Annotated in this window: 21 protein-coding genes and 1 riboswitch; of the genes, 3 read left to right on the top strand and 18 right to left on the bottom strand. The window is 46.1% G+C overall.

Annotation, left to right across the window (positions count from 1 at the left end):
• Nucleotides 1-4 precede the first annotated feature (4 nt).
• Entirely contained in the window at nucleotides 5-775 is a 771-nt protein-coding gene (locus VQ00_RS06845; protein ID WP_046179408.1) for an SDR family NAD(P)-dependent oxidoreductase, read from the top strand.
• A gap of 22 nt (nucleotides 776-797) precedes the next feature.
• Here the strand turns inward: VQ00_RS06845 and VQ00_RS06840 are convergent, their stop codons facing one another.
• The gene (locus VQ00_RS06840) at nucleotides 798-1,349 is read right to left on the bottom strand and encodes a DUF1836 domain-containing protein (RefSeq protein WP_046179407.1); all 552 of its coding nucleotides are present in this window, start codon (nucleotides 1,347-1,349) and stop codon (nucleotides 798-800) included.
• A gap of 140 nt (nucleotides 1,350-1,489) precedes the next feature.
• Here VQ00_RS06840 and trhA point away from each other — a divergent pair, with 140 nt between their 5' ends.
• Complete coding sequence (gene trhA, locus VQ00_RS06835; protein ID WP_046179406.1) at nucleotides 1,490-2,134, top strand: PAQR family membrane homeostasis protein TrhA; 645 nt, start codon at nucleotides 1,490-1,492, stop codon at nucleotides 2,132-2,134.
• A gap of 92 nt (nucleotides 2,135-2,226) precedes the next feature.
• Here trhA and VQ00_RS06830 read toward each other — a convergent pair whose 3' ends face one another.
• From VQ00_RS06830 to VQ00_RS06755, 16 genes are all read right to left on the bottom strand, one after another.
• Nucleotides 2,227-4,293, bottom strand: coding sequence for an amidase family protein (locus tag VQ00_RS06830; protein WP_052728395.1), 2,067 nt, complete (start codon nucleotides 4,291-4,293; stop codon nucleotides 2,227-2,229).
• Between the two features lie 152 nt (nucleotides 4,294-4,445).
• Nucleotides 4,446-4,895, bottom strand: coding sequence for a DUF6376 family protein (locus VQ00_RS06825; RefSeq protein WP_046179405.1), 450 nt, complete (start codon nucleotides 4,893-4,895; stop codon nucleotides 4,446-4,448).
• A 56-nt stretch (nucleotides 4,896-4,951) separates the two neighbouring features.
• Complete coding sequence (locus VQ00_RS06820; protein WP_046179404.1) at nucleotides 4,952-5,266, bottom strand: PAS domain S-box protein; 315 nt, start codon at nucleotides 5,264-5,266, stop codon at nucleotides 4,952-4,954.
• Nucleotides 5,267-5,400: 134 nt separating this feature from the next.
• Nucleotides 5,401-6,075 carry an AIR synthase related protein gene (locus VQ00_RS06815; RefSeq protein ID WP_046179403.1) on the bottom strand — a complete coding sequence of 225 codons (675 nt, stop codon included), beginning with the start codon at nucleotides 6,073-6,075 and terminating at the stop codon, nucleotides 5,401-5,403.
• Nucleotides 6,068-6,556 carry an ECF transporter S component gene (locus tag VQ00_RS06810; RefSeq protein WP_046179402.1) on the bottom strand — a complete coding sequence of 163 codons (489 nt, stop codon included), beginning with the start codon at nucleotides 6,554-6,556 and terminating at the stop codon, nucleotides 6,068-6,070. Before VQ00_RS06810 ends, VQ00_RS06815 begins: the two co-directional genes overlap by 8 nt.
• Nucleotides 6,553-7,140, bottom strand: a complete 588-nt coding sequence (locus VQ00_RS06805; RefSeq protein WP_046179401.1) for a cob(I)yrinic acid a,c-diamide adenosyltransferase — start codon at nucleotides 7,138-7,140, stop codon at nucleotides 6,553-6,555. The genes VQ00_RS06810 and VQ00_RS06805 overlap by 4 nt, the downstream gene beginning before the upstream one ends.
• Entirely contained in the window at nucleotides 7,137-7,562 is a 426-nt protein-coding gene (locus VQ00_RS06800) for a bifunctional adenosylcobinamide kinase/adenosylcobinamide-phosphate guanylyltransferase (RefSeq protein ID WP_046179400.1), read from the bottom strand. The genes VQ00_RS06805 and VQ00_RS06800 overlap by 4 nt, the downstream gene beginning before the upstream one ends.
• Entirely contained in the window at nucleotides 7,514-8,128 is a 615-nt protein-coding gene (locus VQ00_RS06795) for a histidine phosphatase family protein (protein WP_046179444.1), read from the bottom strand. The genes VQ00_RS06800 and VQ00_RS06795 overlap by 49 nt, the downstream gene beginning before the upstream one ends.
• On the bottom strand, nucleotides 8,086-8,862 hold the full coding sequence (cobS, locus tag VQ00_RS06790; protein ID WP_046179399.1) for an adenosylcobinamide-GDP ribazoletransferase: 777 nt from the start codon (nucleotides 8,860-8,862) through the stop codon (nucleotides 8,086-8,088). The genes VQ00_RS06795 and cobS overlap by 43 nt, the downstream gene beginning before the upstream one ends.
• Nucleotides 8,859-10,316, bottom strand: coding sequence for a cobyric acid synthase (locus tag VQ00_RS06785; RefSeq protein WP_046179398.1), 1,458 nt, complete (start codon nucleotides 10,314-10,316; stop codon nucleotides 8,859-8,861). The genes cobS and VQ00_RS06785 overlap by 4 nt, the downstream gene beginning before the upstream one ends.
• The gene (locus VQ00_RS06780; RefSeq protein WP_046179397.1) at nucleotides 10,301-10,846 is read right to left on the bottom strand and encodes a bifunctional adenosylcobinamide kinase/adenosylcobinamide-phosphate guanylyltransferase; all 546 of its coding nucleotides are present in this window, start codon (nucleotides 10,844-10,846) and stop codon (nucleotides 10,301-10,303) included. Before VQ00_RS06780 ends, VQ00_RS06785 begins: the two co-directional genes overlap by 16 nt.
• Nucleotides 10,843-11,913, bottom strand: coding sequence for a threonine-phosphate decarboxylase CobD (gene cobD, locus VQ00_RS06775; RefSeq protein ID WP_046179396.1), 1,071 nt, complete (start codon nucleotides 11,911-11,913; stop codon nucleotides 10,843-10,845). Before cobD ends, VQ00_RS06780 begins: the two co-directional genes overlap by 4 nt.
• Nucleotides 11,870-12,850 carry an adenosylcobinamide-phosphate synthase CbiB gene (gene cbiB, locus VQ00_RS06770; protein ID WP_046179395.1) on the bottom strand — a complete coding sequence of 327 codons (981 nt, stop codon included), beginning with the start codon at nucleotides 12,848-12,850 and terminating at the stop codon, nucleotides 11,870-11,872. The genes cobD and cbiB overlap by 44 nt, the downstream gene beginning before the upstream one ends.
• Nucleotides 12,847-14,313 (bottom strand): adenosylcobinamide amidohydrolase, encoded by a 1,467-nt coding sequence (locus VQ00_RS06765; protein WP_046179394.1) that lies wholly within the window; start codon nucleotides 14,311-14,313, stop codon nucleotides 12,847-12,849. Before VQ00_RS06765 ends, cbiB begins: the two co-directional genes overlap by 4 nt.
• Nucleotides 14,313-15,368 carry a FecCD family ABC transporter permease gene (locus VQ00_RS06760; protein ID WP_046179393.1) on the bottom strand — a complete coding sequence of 352 codons (1,056 nt, stop codon included), beginning with the start codon at nucleotides 15,366-15,368 and terminating at the stop codon, nucleotides 14,313-14,315. The genes VQ00_RS06765 and VQ00_RS06760 overlap by 1 nt, the downstream gene beginning before the upstream one ends.
• Complete coding sequence (locus VQ00_RS06755) at nucleotides 15,331-16,302, bottom strand: ABC transporter substrate-binding protein (protein ID WP_046179392.1); 972 nt, start codon at nucleotides 16,300-16,302, stop codon at nucleotides 15,331-15,333. The genes VQ00_RS06760 and VQ00_RS06755 overlap by 38 nt, the downstream gene beginning before the upstream one ends.
• A 105-nt stretch (nucleotides 16,303-16,407) precedes the next feature.
• A riboswitch (cobalamin riboswitch) is annotated at nucleotides 16,408-16,595 on the bottom strand.
• A gap of 137 nt (nucleotides 16,596-16,732) precedes the next feature.
• On the opposite strand from VQ00_RS06755, the gene VQ00_RS18510 reads away from it, so the two are divergent.
• Complete coding sequence (locus VQ00_RS18510; RefSeq protein WP_156153996.1) at nucleotides 16,733-16,909, top strand: hypothetical protein; 177 nt, start codon at nucleotides 16,733-16,735, stop codon at nucleotides 16,907-16,909.
• A 34-nt stretch (nucleotides 16,910-16,943) separates the two neighbouring features.
• On the opposite strand, the gene rraA is transcribed toward VQ00_RS18510, so the two are convergent.
• Nucleotides 16,944-17,420 carry a ribonuclease E activity regulator RraA gene (rraA, locus tag VQ00_RS06750; RefSeq protein ID WP_046179391.1) on the bottom strand — a complete coding sequence of 159 codons (477 nt, stop codon included), beginning with the start codon at nucleotides 17,418-17,420 and terminating at the stop codon, nucleotides 16,944-16,946.
• Between the last annotated feature and the right edge of the window lies 1 nt (nucleotide 17,421).

The following is a 17,421-nucleotide window of genomic DNA, read 5'->3' as shown; positions in this document are numbered from 1 at the left end:
AATTTTGGCAAAATTGCAGGGAAAAACAGCTGTTATTACAGGTGGAGCGAATGGAATCGGCAAGAAGACAGCGGAGCTTTTTTTAAAGGAAGGCGCAAATGTTGTGCTCGTCGACTTATTTGATGATGCATTAGATGAAGCCGCTGGTGCACTTGAGCAATTTGGATCCATTATTGCTGTCCAAGCGGATGTCTCGAAAGAAGAAGATGTAAAAAAATATGTTGAAAAAGCAGTCAGTAAATTTGGCCGGATCGATGTCTTTTTTAACAATGCGGGCATTGAAGGCAAAGTAGCGCCTCTTGTAGAACAGGATGTGGAAGACTTCAACAAAGTCCAAGCCGTTAATGTACGCGGTGTCTTTTTAGGTTTAAAGCACGTCATCCCAGTTATGACAGAACAACAGAGCGGCAGCATCATTAACACGTCATCTGTAGCCGGTTTTATTGGCAGCCCCGGCATCGCACCTTATGTAACCTCCAAACACGCGGTGATTGGGTTAACGAAAACGGCCGCGCTTGAAGCGGCAGCTGCGAACATACGAGTTAACTCGATTCATCCGTCACCGGTCAATACACAAATGATGCGGTCTCTTGAAGAAGGCATTAACCCGGGCCGCGGCGAGGAAGCAAAAGAAGCATTTGCGAAAACGATCCCGCTTGGCCGCTACGGTGAATCGGATGATACCGCCAAGCTTGTTTTGTTCCTTGCTTCAGACGACAGTGCTTTTATCACAGGCAGCCAATACCGTGTTGACGGCGGGATGGCAGCCCAATAAAACTCAAAAAGAACCTCTTTTTTCAGGAGAGGTTCTTTTTTTCTGCCAATTGATCAACGAGTTTTTCTGCTGCTTTCCGGTATATATTGCTCATATGAACGAGTGCCAAAATTTGTAGAACATCACTGAGTTCATCAGTATCTGCTGTCATTTCATTTATGCGCTCAGTGATATCCTTCTTCCCATGTTCCACATTATCGGCTGCTACTGTTAAAAATTCTTCATAAAATGAATCCAAATTAATATCGTCGATTTGCTCATTAATGTCTGTCAATGTCGTTTTAATATCATTAATAGACAGTGTTCCTTTCAGCTGATAAATGAGGCTGATCAAAAGCAAATGCTCTTTTGAGTATTTTTTTTGCTTAATCGGAAATAACAATTTTCCTTTTGCATAGTTATTAATCATTGTTTTCGTCAGCACTTTTTCTTCCGCATTTCGGGTTGAACTTTCAAATGTGTGTTCAAACAATTGAATAACTTGGTCCATGTATAAGTCAATATTTGGTATGTTATCCGGTGTCAGCTGGTTATCAAGATGAAGTTCTTTTAAAATGCCTGGCAATTTCCCCACATAAACACCTGCTTTTCACATAGTTATGTTCCTTTTATTATAGGGGAATATTGTTTACATGTAAAACTTGACTATATCAGGTTATGGACATATCATAATAAGTAGTTATAAAAACTACTTGTCAACTTGGAGGTATTTACATGAATCAAATCATCCGAGAACCCATTAATGCTTTAACTCACTTGACCGGTGCCATTTTGTCTGTTGCAGCGCTTGTTGCCATGATTGTCAAAGCTGGGTCTGCCGCTTCAGCAGCTTCCATTACCGCTGTGTGCATTTTTGGTGTCAGCTTAATTCTTTTATACTCTGCTTCTACTCTTTACCATTCGGTCATAGCCCGTGATTCCGTTATTGCTTTTTTCAGACGGCTGGATCACTCGATGATTTTCGTCTTGATTGCAGGATCGTATACACCTTTTTGCTTAATCAGCTTGAATAATAAAACCGGGTGGACACTTTTTATTATCGTATCACTCATAGCCTTGCTGGGCATTGCCTTTAAAATGGTTTGGTTTAACTGTCCGAGATGGCTGTCGACGGCTTTGTATATTTTTATGGGCTGGATGGCTGTTTTTGTTTTTTCACCGCTTGCGGGAAGTCTCGAAACTGGCGGACTCGTCTTGCTTGTTGCTGGTGGGGGTTTATATACAATCGGCGGTGTGATTTACGCGCTGAAGCCTTCTTGGATGCAAATAAAGCAAATGGGTTTTCACGAAATTTTCCACATTTTCATTTTACTTGGCAGCCTGTCTCACTTTTTAAGTGTCTTTTTGTACGTATTATAAGATGCTCACTACATTTTCAGCACAAAACCACGGGAATAAAATCATTTCCGTGGTTTTGTGCGTTCTTTATTAACAATCTGGTCGAATTATGTTTATTGAAAATCTGGTGATTGACGATGATGCGTTCCTTCTTGATAAGAATACGCGAGTTTAATCAAGGTTGGTTCACTAAATGCTGTTCCTAAAAGTTCCATTCCAATTGGCAATCCTTCTTCACTAAACCCAATTGGAACAGACATTGCTGGATACCCGGAGAACGGGCTTAAACGATTGTTCGTTCCTGCTCCTTGGTCCTCTCCAATTTTTTGTGGCAGCATCGTTGACGTCGGATACATCAACGCGTCTACATCCTGACCGTTATACACTTCCATCAAGTTTTCCGTTGTAATTTTAGGACGGTTTGTCACAATCTCTACATAAGCTGGATCATCTAAAGAAACTTTTGCTTCACGTGCTTTTAGCGCTGAGTCAAGACTTGGATGATACTTTCCACTGACAATTATGTCACTTAATGATTTTACCGGTGCCTTTTCCCCTAAGGATGCCAAATAATCATTTAACTGAAATTTAAATTCATACGAGCTTAAGCTTGGATATGCCATGATCGTTTCAAGATTAGGGATCGTAACATCAATGACTTCTGCTCCTAAGCTTTCCATATCGTCAATAGCCTGTTCAGTCGCCTCAATAACTTGTTCATCTTCACCGAATAATGCTCTGACGACACCAATTCGCGCACCTTCAAGACCATTTTTATCTAAATAGTCTGTATAGCTATCTGGAATTTGACCATTTCCTTTTTCCGTGACAGGGTCCGCTTCATCATAACCGGCAATGGCATCAAGAACTACAGCTGCATCTTCTACTGTTCTAGCTAATGGACCGCCTACGTCTTGTGTTAACGCCAGTGGAATAATTCCATCTCGGCTGGCAAGACCCATTGTCGGTCTAATCCCAACTAAGCTATTAAATGTAGCCGGTATTCGAATAGATCCGCCTGTATCTGTTCCCAGTCCCACAGCTGCGAAGTTTGATGCGACAGCTGCTCCTGTTCCGCCGCTTGAACCACCAGGATAACGTGTTACATCATATGGATTTAATGTCTGGCCGCCTAATGAGCTGTATGTGTTGAAGCCAAAAGCAAATTCATGAAGATTTGCTTTTCCGAGAATAATAGCCCCTTCCGCGCGCAATTTTGCCGTCTGAAAGGCATCATCCGGTGCCATTGATCCTTCCAATGAAAGAGAGCCCGCGGTTGTTGGCATATCAAAGGTATCGTAATTATCTTTTAAGACAATTGGAATGCCGTGAAGCGTGCCGCGAATTTTCCCTTCCGCCCGTTCTTTATCCAATTGTTTAGCTGTTTCAATCGCTTCTTCATTCAAGGAAATCATTGAATTGATCATCGGTCCCTGCTGATCAAATTTTTCAATACGCTCTAAATAAAAACGCACAAGCTCTTCAGATTTTAATTTCCCTTCTTCCATCGCAGCGCTCATTTCAAATATAGTCGCTTCTTCAATTTCAAAATGAGCAACCATTTCTTCTTCAAGATAACGGAACAGCCTTAGAATGGTCGCTGCTGACTGTTCGCGCGTAATATGTAATTTCGGATTGAAGTTCCCCTTTGTGTCTCCATACATTAATTCTACTTTCTCTACAGCACCAATAGAGCCCGCAAATGTGCTGCCATCTACTACATCATCAAAGGGTTCTGACTCGGTAGCAAGATCTGCCGCTTCTGCTAATATACGTGCAGCTTGCTCTCTTAAAACCGGCTCATTCGGACGGAATGTCCCATCACTGAACCCCGCAATCCATCCTTTCTCGGCTGCTTTTAAAATATACGGTCCCAATGTGCTTGTTGAAGATACGTCTTTGAATTTTCCAGTCATTTCGTCTGACAAATTCTCATCGCTGATCGATTCATAAGCCGTAACAACTAAACGCGCAAATTCACCTCGTGTAACTGCCTGTTTCGGCTTAAATGTACCGTCTATGTATCCACTGACTAAACCTAGCTCTTTTGCTTCCGTTACTTCCTTTGCCAAGCTCCCTCCTACATCGGAAAATTCGGCACCCGCAGTAGTTGAAAACAAACTCAGTCCCATTGTTATACTCGTTAAAAATAAAGCGACATTTTCATTTTGTTTTTTCATCTAATTCCCTCCTCTTGCTATCTATTATTCTAAGTTAGCAAATCCAAACGTAAGTTTCTTGATTCATGTTATATTTCCTAACATTATTTAGCGGGAATTTATGAAGATGAGAAAATAAAAAAACAGATGCGGCTATGATTGCCGCGTCTGTTTTATTGTCCAAGCTGTTCAATTTTCGTCCGAAGCTGCTGCAGTTCCTGTACCGTTTGCATCAATTCTGTGTTTTCAAAAATAGCCGCTGGATCAAGCACGCCATTTTCTATTTTGGTCATCGCATCATTAACGCCGGATTCAAGCTGTGTGCTGTAATCAAGCAGCTTATCGTGCACGCCTTCTGCAATTACCGGCGCCTCCATCTGCTGAACTTCATCAATGTCCTGCTGCAAGCTTTCAAGCTGAGTTTGAACGTCTTGAATGATGTCCGGATTCGAAGCGGCATTTTCAAGCAAAGCGGGTATATCAGTGGCAAATTGCTGTGTTTCATTTAAAAATTCTGTCATATCAGTTGCATATGTCAACGTATTATTCGCTTCATCCAGCAAGCTGCATCCACTCAAAATAATGGCGGATAATCCAGCTGCTGCGGTCCATTTTATGATCATGTCATTTCCTCCTATTCGTTCTATACTTTGTATACGAAAAACAGAGACAAATGGATTCATTTTTTCAGCGCAGCACCAATAACCATCTGAAACCAGCGCTCTTCATTTGGTGAATGGCATGGATAGGACAGTTCCTCATAGGAGGATCTCTTATTAAGAATACGCAGCATTGCCTGCAGCGCTTCGCTGTTTTGTTCGTTATGCAATACTGCTAGATAATTAGTACCTATTGTAGAGCTGGATTGACCGCTTTCTAACCCAAACTTTTCCCATGCTTTGTTTACTGCTGCGATCATGCCGTGTTTATCTACGATTACAATTTGATCGTGAAAAGAATCAATAATTGATTGGATCCCCTGATGTATGTTCATTCTGTCCTCATCACCTTTGTCGTTTCCTTCATTATTCCTATCTTTATCTTACTATCGAATCTCCAAAAAGAAGATTCCTTAATTTTACAAGCAAAAAACTCCACGTGGCACATACGCCAGTGGAGCACTAAGAGTTATTCATGCATCTTGAGCCAATACAACTGATCGGTCACTTCTTCTATTTGTTTATAGACTTCTTCATTGACCGCTGCGATAAAACAAGTGGATGGCCCTGCAGATTTTGTCATATCAAGTTCGCAGTGTCCGCTTCTTCCAGTAAGCTGCATCAGTTCATAAGCGATCCCTTTAGAACCGACGGGGAGAACCGCATATACGCCATTCATATGAGCAATTTGCCGAAAAACAGAAAGTGGTGCGATGTCATTCGGATGCGCCATCACTTCAGAACCAACAAGCGGTTTTCCGACAATTCCGAATTTTGCCCGCCCCTGTTCAATTCGATCGGTATCACGGACGTGCCGGCCAATAACCACAACACCGGATGCTGACTGTTGCATGGTGAAATTCGACTCGGTGCTGCCGGTCAGCTCCAGCTCACAGCCAAGTTCAGCGGCCGCTTTCTGAATTCCTTTATACAACGATTTCCACGCCGCTTCACCTGAAAAATTTTGCAGCACCACCGCAAAAGGCTCCCCTCCAGCGGCTATACACTCCATTAACGCAACCCGGGCGGAAAAATAGCCGACCACTTCGTATGGTGCCTGAACAGCGTCTTGCTCTTTCTCTCCTATTGAGCCGCTATTATCCGCGGCAATGATCAGCCCGTTCGTCCGGATCACATCACGCATGCAGACGGCCATATCGTTTGGCAAACACTGGTGCAATACGGGGGATCAGAACATAAGCTGCAATTCCATTGAAAGCCGCCGCTATCGTAATCGCCGGCACAGCACTTATGTAAAACGGTATGCCCAGGAATAGAATAAACGGCGCGGGAGATACAAGTCCATTTAACAAAATGAAAAAAAGACTCGCACTCCATTTATTTCCTGCTGTATAAAGCTTTCCGAACAACCAAATAACCGCGGCCATTTCAATCGCGACAATGATATGCAAAGGTCCCATCGGGAAACCGCCCATTAACGCAGAAACAAGGTGGCCAAATGCGCCGGTCAGCGCACCTGCTGCCGGTCCTAATAAAACCGCAGCCACAAGTGCTGGAAACGAATCAAGCGCTACACTTGAGATAGGCGCTGGCACCTTGATCATGCCTCCTATAACCGATAACGCAACAAACAGCGCTAGCCAGCTTATTTTTCTTACATTCATTGGTTGTCCTCTTTCCGTTTGCCGCCTCGAAACACGTTCGCGCTGCGTACATATTCAACATCCTTTACACCTTCACGGAAGTTAGCAACGCGGGCAATTGCGAAGAAATAATCGGACAAGCGGTTTAAATATTTTAATGTGAGCGGATGAACTTCTTCCCCTGTCCGCATTAACGCAACGACAAGACGCTCAGCCCGGCGCGCAACTGTCCGTGCAAGGTGAATATGAGCTGACCCTTTTGAACCGCCCGGCAAAATAAACCGTTCAAGCTCCGGCGCTTCCTGAATGTATACATCAATTTTCGTTTCCATTTCATCAATCGATTCCTGCTGCAGCTTAAATCCGCGCTTGCCATTAATCGTGGCAAGGTCGCCGCCACAGTCGAATAATTCGTGCTGAATCGTCTCTAAATCGGACAAAACATCTCCAAATTTCGCCGGATCAAGCTCTGTAATCGCCATCCCAACGACCGAATTTAGTTCATCCACTGTTCCGTATGCTTCCACGCGAATATCGTCTTTTCCCACGCGTCCGCCAATAATGCTCGTTTCACCTTTGTCGCCTGTTCGTGTATATAGTCTCATTTTTTCTCCTCCTTTATCGTTTCTGAAATCCCATACCAAATCGTATCCACACGTTCTGCCGCTTCGGCTGCATCTTGAAAACACCAGCCGGCCGCATCGCGGAAATGCCGGTCAAAGGCATTCATCGGCACAATGCCTTTCATCATATCTGTGCCGATCATAACGATTGTTCGGTCTTCTGCCTGCCACTGGGCTAATTTCTTTTTAAATAATAATCGGGCGTCAGCCGGTGTCTCCGCTTTTTCGAGCAGCGTCCGGACATATCGTTCAATTCCTTCGAGCACAACGACCTTCTCCGTGAAATCTGGGACCTCTTTTTCATTATAAAACGAATGCCATTGATGCGGCGTGTGATCCAGCCCGTAAAAGTGTGTTACCCATTTTTTTTTGCCATTGAAGGCACCGCCTGTAACGAAGTGCATCGTTCTCCCCTCCTTAGTGCTGAAAGACTACCGGACAGCTCATACCCATGCCCATTTTCCGACGACCAATCCCCAAACGATTTTGCTTCCGGTGCCCATACCGATAACAGATGACGGATAACACCGCCATGCGTGACAATAGCAGCCCGGCGTATATTTTGATCCGCCATCGTTTTTAAGACATCTCGAAATCCGTCTTCTACCCGTTTCGCAAAAGACGCATAGGAATCGCCGCCGGGTACTTGAAGAGAATAATCGTGAAGCCAAGCGATATATTCCGGCAACTGTTCAAGTTCCGCGTGGGCTTTCTTTTCCCATTCCCCGAAATGAAACTCACGTAACTTTTCGGACTTTGTATGAGTTTGCGGCCAAAAAACATTTGCTGTCTGTACACATCTTGTTAAATCACTCGCCACAATCCAATCGTAGTCTGGAACCGACAGCTGCTTGAGCGCCGCAATCCCTTCTCCATTGACCGACACATCTGTCCAGCCGCAAAACTGCCGATTTTGGTTTGCATCGGTCAGCCCGTGGCGAAAGAGACCGACAGCCACACAATCATCCATAGTAAAAGCTCCGCCCCTTCCTGCGCCGCACCGAGCAGGTCACCCGTTGTGCCGCCAAATTCTTTTTGCATCCCCTGTTTAACAAACACAAAATACATCCATGAAGCGCCAGCCATGATCCAAAATAACGGCTGCCATATGTAAAAAAACGCAGCGATTATGAGAAAAAAGCTGTAAACATACGGCAATGTCCTCGAATGACCTTTTTGAAAAAAAGCAGAGAGCCCTTCCGTTTTAGCTGGCGGCACATATTGTAAAAACAGCCCGGTTAGTATTTGAGCAAAAAGCGGAATAAGGACGATGATGTCTGTGTACAAACTGCCCGCCTGCACGGTTTCATATATAAAAATAAATTTAGCGGTCAGCAGGATAACGAGTGCTAATACCCCAAACGCGCCAGCCCGCGGATCATTTAAAATAGACAGGCGCTTTTCTTTATCCCGGTATGAAAAATGAGCGTCCGCCCAGTCCATCCAGCCATCCAAATGAAGGCCGCCCGTCAAAATAATTGGAAGCAGCCAGACAAGAAATGCAATCGATAGCGGTGAAAATGGACTCCATTCGATTAAGCCCCAAAAAACAGTGGCGTACAGCAGCCCTTTCACGATCCCAAGCAGCGGAAACAAATGCAGCACCGCTTTCAATTCCGCTTTGTCCATCGGCAATGTCCGGTGCAGCGGCAGAACGGTAAAAAACTGAATGATGATTCCAGCGGCGTATACGTATGACCTCATCGCTGTCTCTCCAAAACGGCTTCGAATACCGGCCAGTCCAGATGTTTTTCAACATGCGCTGCAATCGCGTCATACGTGCCATTTCGGTTTAACGCTGCCGGCAGGCGCTCTTCCAGCCCTTTTGCACGGCGAATCCGGTTCAGCCAATCCGCTCGGAACAGGTCATTGTAAAATAAATGATGCAAATACGTGCCGCAAATCCGGCCGTCACGGGAACGGTAGCCATCTCGATGATCGCCGTCCGTTAAAAAAGGCGTGCCATTCACGATTGTTTGACCGAAGTGTATTTCATAACCGGATAATGGAATGCCGGATGCCATCCCTTTCGTCCGAATAATCGTTTTGTTTTTTTTAAAAGTCGTATCCGCCGGAATAAGCCCAAGTCCTTTCTCGATGGAACCAGCAATGCCAGTATCGCTTCCGTCAGGGTCGACAAGCGTGTTTCCCATTAATTGAAAGCCGCCGCACAAGCCGATGACCGTGCCGCCATTTTCCGCGTATGTGCTTATTTTTTCAGCCAGCCCAGTTTGTTTTAAAAAATGCAAATCCGCCAATGTACTTTTCGTTCCCGGAATGATCACCGCGTCCGGCTGGCCAAATGCTTTTTCCGTCTGTATCCAGCGTACATTCACGTCTTCTTCAAACGCAAACGGCTCGATGTCACTGCCGTTCGACACGTACGGCAGCCGGATTACCGCCACGTCGAGATCGGCTTGGTCACGGCGCACATCACGAATCGAAAGAGAGTCTTCTCCTTCCAGCGCGTGTCCAGGCAAAAACGGGAGCACAGCGAGCACAGGAACGCCCGTATATTCTTCCAGCCACCGCTTGCCATCTTCAAAATGAGCCGGGTCGCCGTGGAATCGATTCACAATGATTCCTTTCACTCTTTTCCTTTCTACTTCCTCTAAAAGTGCAAGCGTCCCGACAACGGAGGCAAACAAGCCGCCGCGGTCAATATCCGCAATTAACAACACCGGTACATCCGCAAGCTCCGCCGTTTTCATATTGACCACTTCACGTTTTTTCAAATTCATTTCCACTGGGCTGCCGGCTCCTTCAATGACCAGTGTGTCACCGAGCTTCGCCGTTTCTTTCAGTCCGGTTTGAATGGCAGCAACTGCCCGCTCATAATAGGATTCTCTGTACGCCATACCAGACATAACCTCAAGACGCTCACCAAACAGGACAATTTCAGATGAACCGTTCCCTGATGGTTTTAACAGGATGGGATTCATAAACGGGCTCGCTTCCAGTCCCGCCGCTTCCGCCTGCAATCCCTGTGCCCGGCCAATTTCTTTTCCGTCCGCTGTAACATACGAATTATTCGAGACATTTTGCGGCTTAAACGGAACCGGTCGGTAGCCTTTTTGTAAAAGAAGGCGGCAAAGAGCGGCCGCCACAAAACTTTTCCCAGCATCGGACGATGTTCCTTGAATCATAATTCCCCGCATGAAATCACGCCTTTCTTTACGATTGGAAGGCCATGCTCCACTAAAACCGCTGCGTCGCTTTCCTGCACGAGCCGCTGGTGGATCAGACCAAGTTTTTTCATATAATTGGCTGTTAACTCACTGGCTGGCATCTCAAATGATAATTCATTTGATACAACGATCACAGCGTGTGCTTGTTTTGCGAGCGTTAAAATATCTTTTGTAATCCGCTCGTCTGCATCAAAAGCCGCCTTATCCTCGCGAAAGTATTCACCCGCTAAAAGGGTGGTCACGCAATCGATTAGCAGCGTATCGGAAGCTTCCACTCCAATCGCCGCTACATCGATTGATTTCTCAATTGTTGTCCAGCTACAGCCTGATGCTGTCCGCCGCTGTTGGTGATGCCCAATACGCTCATCCATTTCCCGGTCCGTCCGAGATCCACATGCCACATACACAAGCCGGCCATTTGAATGCCGATAACGTATCGCCAGCTTTTCTGCCACACTGCTTTTTCCGCTCCTCACACCACCTGAAATAAAAATCATCATCGACTTTTCCACTCTTTCAATGCAGAAAGGAGCTGATTATTGTCCTGTTCTTTTTTTACTGCTGCTCGAAGCCATTGTCCATCCAATCCAGGAAAGTTTTCTGTGTGTCGCAGCACAATACCCTGTTTAAGCAAAAATTGAAGCAGCGGCTTTTGATTATCAAGAGCCGGATCTTTTAGCAGATAAAAATTAACAGCCGACGGAAGAACGACAAAACCGATCACCATTAGCTCTCTGATCATTCTCTCCCGCTCTTTATCAATCCATTTTCGTGTCCGGACAGCATATTCTGTATCCGACGCAATTTTTTGGGCTACTTGCAGCGCGATGGCATTTACATTCCAATGCGGACGGTATGGCTTCAGTTTGGTGATGATCTCTTTTGAAGCCGCCACATAGCCGATACGCAGACCAGCGACGGCATACATTTTCGTCATCGAATGCAGTACCGCTAAATGAGCAAACGACTTTATTTCTGATGTGATTGACTCGTCACCAGCAAAATCATAAAAAGCTTCGTCAACGACAATGATTGCCCCAAAGCTGCTTGTTTTTTCGAGCAGCGTAATAAGCTCTTTCTTTTGAAATACTTGGCCAGTAGGATTGTTTGGCGTACAAATAAACAAAACCGCCGCTTCTTTTGCCCGCTCAACAAGTGCATTGATTGGCAGTGTCCAATTTTGCAAATCGACCGGCACATACTCAACCGGACACCCGTAAGCGCGGCACGCCTCTTCATATTCAGAAAAAGCCGGCGTAACAATGACCGCTTTTTGACCTGAGGCGTAACGGGCAATAAAATGAATGATTTCAGCCGCTCCGTTGCCAAGCAGAATGTTTTCAAATAAAAGAGCCAAACGCCCGGCAATCGCCTCCGCCGCAGTTTGGCCTGACGGATCTGGATAGTCTCCCACCGTTTTAAAAAAAGAAGGCCACATGTCTTTCAGCCAGCCTGGCGGACCGTCTGGATTCGTATTCACACTAAAATCAATGACCGATGACGGCTTTACCACTCCAGAAGCTTTATATAAATGAGATGGATTGGCTCCATGCGATGGAAAATTCATAAACAATCACTCCTGCAAGGAACAGCAGCACAAACAAATATGTGGCCCGTTCCATTAGTTTAGCTGCTTCAATAATATGTTCAGCCCGGCGCGAATGGATAGGGTCACCCATTCGTGCCCGGTCCGATACAACACCTTTATATGTATTCAAACCGCCTAATTCAATTTTTAAAAGACCGGCCACTGCCGCTTCACACCAGCCGCTGTTTGGAGACGGATGTTTTTTTGCATCACGGCGTACAATGCTCCAGGCGAAGCGGCGATCAGCTGCCGGCTTTTTCGCGGCTGCCATAAGCAGCAGCGCGGTCATCCGGGCGGGAACAAAATTGACGATGTCATCAAGCCGGGCCGATGCCTTGCCAAATTGGCTGTATTGTTCATTCCGGTAGCCCACCATTGAATCACACGTATTGACAGCACGGTACAAAAGTGCGGCTGGACCGCCGCCAATTACCGCCCAAAACAGCGGCGCGATGACTCCGTCTGATGTATTTTCCGCGACGGTTTCAACCGCGCCGCGGGTAATTTCGCTTTCGTTCAGCCGTTCAGTATCCCGTCCAACAATCCATGAAAGCTTTTTACGCGCTTCTTTTAGGTCACCCTCGATCAGCGGCTGGTACACATCCATGCCCGCTTCTTTTAAGCTTCTTGGCGCAATAGCAGCCCAGATCATGATCGCTTCTATCAACACGGCAAGAAGCGGATGAATACGGGATGCAATTAAAATAAGGCCAGCTGAACACGTGCCTGTGACGAGAAGTACCACACAAAGCATCGCCAGCCCTTTTTCAAACCGCCGGCGGCCTTTGTTCCACTTTTTATCGAGAAATGCGATCAAAGACCCGAACCATTTAACCGGATGCGGCCAATTCCTTGGATCTCCAATAAGCCGATCGAGAAAAAGTGCAGCGGTGATCGCCACAGCTTGCACAATCATAAAAGCCCCTTTCTGCGGGCCGTCTTTTGAAGTGATTCTGTAACGGATTCATAAACTGCCCGTCCGATCGCAATGCCGAGCGGTGTAATCGAACCGGCGAACTGCTGATACGCACCGCGCTGTGTGGCAGCAATCAACATGCTGTCAGTCGATGTGCCGGTTGCGATTGTGCCCGTTTCAGGATCTTGTACGCCCGCATCCGCAAGCGCTTTTACTTTCGCTTCTGTTGCGGTCATCAATCCTTGTACAAAAGCTTCTTCCGATAACTTTCCGTTCGCAAATACCCAAATGTTGATTGTTCCCGGTGTGAGATTCTCCTTCCAGCTGCTGCGGGGCTGTGTCACATCGACTGCGTTACCAACACCCGCTGTTGCCACAACAAACACCGACACATCTTCCTGCGCTTCTTTTCGCCAGGCAGCATCCTCTATCTTCACCGCAGTCATCATCCCGACCGTTTCATGCAAATCAAAACCGTTTTTCAAAAAATAAGCTGCAGCTTCTTCTTCAAAGTTATCCATATTGTAATTTTTATCGACATGACGGTTCACAAAAGCGCTCCGCCACCCCCAACCAGCACCAATGACCCCGGATGACAGGGATTTAAGCGGCACCGGCGGACGGATCGCGATATAATCGCTGTGACGCTCTATTAAATCCTCATTAATGTCGACTTCTGCCTGCAAAGACATTTCCGGCAGAAGGCTCATTTGTGGTTTTGGCACTTCCGGATGCGGCTGCTTTTGAACGTCCGTGTCGTATACGTCGTGGATATGCTGCTCAATCATAATATCAGCAGGCTGGCCGATCGTATGGATTTGGCCTTTATCCATCAATAAAAGCCGGTCGCAATATAATGAAGATAAATTCAGATCGTGAAAAATCGAAATAACCGTTAAGCCGTCTGCTGTCATTTTTTTCAGCAAATCAAGCAGCTCTTTTTGATACGATAAATCTAAATGGTTTGTTGGCTCATCCAATAATAAAATTTCCGGCTCCTGTGCCAGTGCCTGAGCTAAAAACACGCGCTGCCGCTCGCCGCCGGATAGGGCAGACAGCGGCTTTTCCGCAAATGAGGACGTACCCGTTTGATTCATCGCTTCCTGTACAGCCGTTTCATCTTTATCTGTCCATGATTTAAAAAAACCGGTTTGGTGCGCGTACCGACCAAGTGATACGGTTTCTTTCACGGTATACGCAAACTGGCTTGAGGTCATTTGCGGCAGCACCGCCACAACACGCGCCAGCTCTTTTGGTGTATAAGTGGAGATCTGCTTTTCTTTCACGAAAATCGTGCCGGATTCTGGTTTCGTTAACCCGCTGATCATATTCAGCAAAGTCGTTTTTCCGCTTCCGTTTGGACCGAGAATACCGAATAGTTCTCCCTTTTTAACAGAAAAGGATACGCCACGGACAATAAGTCCGCTTCCGTATCCTCCTGAAAGCTCGTTTACTTGCAGCATCACGCGACGCTCCCTTTTCGTTTTTTATTCAATAAAATAAGCGCAAACACTGGCGCCCCGACTAATGACGTAATGACACCAATCGGAAGCTCTGTCGGTGAAATAATCGTACGCGCCGTTAAATCCGCCAAAATCAAAAAACCAGCGCCCGTAATCATCGACAACGGCAGCAGGTGCCTGTGATCCGGTCCGATCAAAAGACGAACAAAATGCGGGACGACAAGACCGACAAAACCGATCGTGCCGGACACCGCAACCGCCGCACCTGTTAACACGGAGCCTGCAATGAGCACCATCATTTTTTTTCGCTGGACATTCACGCCGAGATGCTTCGCTTTTTCTTCGCCAAATGACATCGCGTTTAATTCCGGTGCCATATACAGGAGCATAAGTGCGCCAGCGATGAAAAATGGCGTCATTAGCTGTACATAAGGCCAGCCTCGCATTGAAACACTGCCAAGCAGCCAATTAATAATCTGCCGCAGCTCTTCCCCGGTGAGCGCGATCATCAATGAAATAAACGAACCGAGAAACGAACTGAAAATAATGCCTGTTAAAATAATCGTTTCAAGCTTCATCGACCGCTCAATGGTCTGGGCAAACAGCAGCACGCAAAAAATTGTTAAAATGGCTGCTGCCACACTGATAATCGGCAGCGTAAATCCGTCGAGAAATGGAATCGACACGTGAAAAAACAGCACAAGCACTGCACCAACTGATGCCCCGGAGGAAACACCGAGTGTATACGGATCAGCCAGTGGATTGCGGAGAAGCCCTTGAAAAGCGGCTCCCGCAATTGCCAGTGACGCCCCGATCAATCCAGCCAGAACAACACGCGGAAAACGGATTTTCCAGACGATGTTGTCAATCGACGCATCAAGATCAAGACTCATGCCGAATAAGTGATGCGCTAAAATCGCGGCAATGTGGCTGAACGGAACGTGAATGGTTCCTACTGCTGTCCCGATAAAGCCAGCGGCAAACAGAAACACTAATGCAAAAGCGTATGCCGTTTTTTTATTGGGCAAAAACGTCCGGGTAGACCGCTTCCGCAATGGATTCAGCTCCTTCTACAAGACGCGGGCCAGTTCGGCTCGTAATATCCGCATTCACTTCAACAACTTCTTTATTTTTCACCGCATTAACATTTTCCCAGCCTTCACGCGTCAACACGCCGTCAACCGCATTTTCCACATAAGAACCGTAGTTCAGCAAAATCACATCCGGATTTTTTTCAATCACCGCTTCTTCAGTTACTTGTGGCCAGCCTTCCTGGTCTGCCATTGTATTTTCAACGTTTACAAGATCAAAAATTTCATTTAAGAATGTGCCATTTCCTGCTGTGTAAAGCGTTGGATCGACTTCAAAGAACACACTTTTCACGTCTTCATCTTTAATCGATGCTGCTTTTTCTTCAAGCGCCGCAAAACCGGCTTTCAATTCTTCTACTTCTGTTTCCGCTTCCGCTGTTGTACCTGTTGCTTCGCCAATTAATTCAACCGACTTGTACATTTGATCAATGCTGTCAGCGTTGTTAATAATAAGAACATCGATGCCTGCATCGCGCAGCTGCTGAACACCTGTTTCTGCGGCGGCGCCGGCAGAATCATGTGCCAAGACCAAATCGGGCTCAAGGCTGATGATTTTTTCAACGTTAAATTCCATACCGCCCACTTTTTCTTTGTTCTGTACATCTTCCGGGTATGTATCGTTATCCGATACACCGACGATTTCTTCGCCAAGCCCTAATTCATATGCGATCTCCGTATTGCTCGGTGCAAGCGTCACAATACGCTTCGGTACCGCTTCAACCTCTACTTCCTGATCGTCTGCTCCCGTTACGGTTACCGGAAAAGCCGCTGTTTTTTCTGTTGCTGTTTCTTCCGTTGCGTTCTCTTCGTTTGTTGTTTCCGGTGCATCTGCTTCCTCTGACCCGCAGCCCGCAAGCAGCGCCGCCGATAATCCAAGCGTCATCCATGTTTTTTTCATATGTATTTCCTCCTTTTTTCGGAACATAAAAAAACACCTCTACAGGAGTAAAGGCGCGTGAAAGACAGGGAAATCCGGTCTGTCACACCACCTATCCGCGCAGGTTTTTGGTGCATTGTCCGGGCAGGTCTCCTGGCTCATGTTCATCGCAAACGACGCCTTCCCGCACGTAGCGTACAGTGGCAAGTCTGTCGTTTACTCCCATTTACAGTGGCGGGACCGCACTGGATTTTCACCAGCTTCCCTTTTAAGAAACCGCACACAGCGGCTTCACCCGGATCGTTCAATATGTATGTTTTCCGTCAGGGCTCATTATACACGAAAATAGAAAGAAAATGTTTTTTTAGAAAATTCAGTTTTTAAAAAGGGGTTAAAAGCAAGTTTATCGTATAGTATTAGTGGAAGGAAACTAATACAGGAGGCGATTCAAGTGGAAGGTTTAACAGTCTTTTTGCTTTTTGCCATTATTGTTGTGATCGGTTTAATTTTCATTTACTTTATTCGCGGCTCTTTTAATTCTACTGATTCACATCGTATTGATAATGTACCAGATAATCATGACAGCTTTTTAAATCCACGTGACTCATCGCATGCCGAAAAATTATAAAAAATGAGCACGCGGAGGCTCCGCGTGCTTTTTGTTAATTTATTTTTTCCACTGACAAGACAATCCCGTCTTCATCTGCATATACGTAATGACCTGGCACAAACTCCGCATCGCCAAAGGTAACCGGAATATTCGTTTCCCCTTCACCTTTTTTTATGCTTTTAAATGGATTGCTGCCGAGTGCCAGTACACCAATATTCTGCGCACCAAGTTCCGCTGTATCGCGCACGCAGCCGTTCACAATAATGCCGGCAAGTTTTCGTTCTTCCGCAATCGCGCCAAGCAAATCCCCGACAAGCGCACAATTTTTCGATCCGTCCCCGTCCACAACGAGCACATGCCCTTCCGGAATCGTTTGCAGCGCTTTTTTCACAAGCACATTGTCTTCAAACACCTTCACCGTTGAAATCGGACCGTCAAACTGTTTCTTTCCCCCATACGATTTCAGCTCCAATCGGACAAGCGTCAGCTTATCCGCGTGATCATCACACAAATCTGCTGTTTTCACCATT

Origin of the sequence: Domibacillus tundrae, assembly GCF_000970675.1 — a bacterium.
In the GTDB taxonomy this organism is placed as follows: Bacteria; Bacillota; Bacilli; order Bacillales; family Domibacillaceae; genus Domibacillus; species Domibacillus tundrae.
Note: the sequence above shows the minus strand (reverse complement) of the source record. Positions and strands in the feature narration are given on the sequence as shown.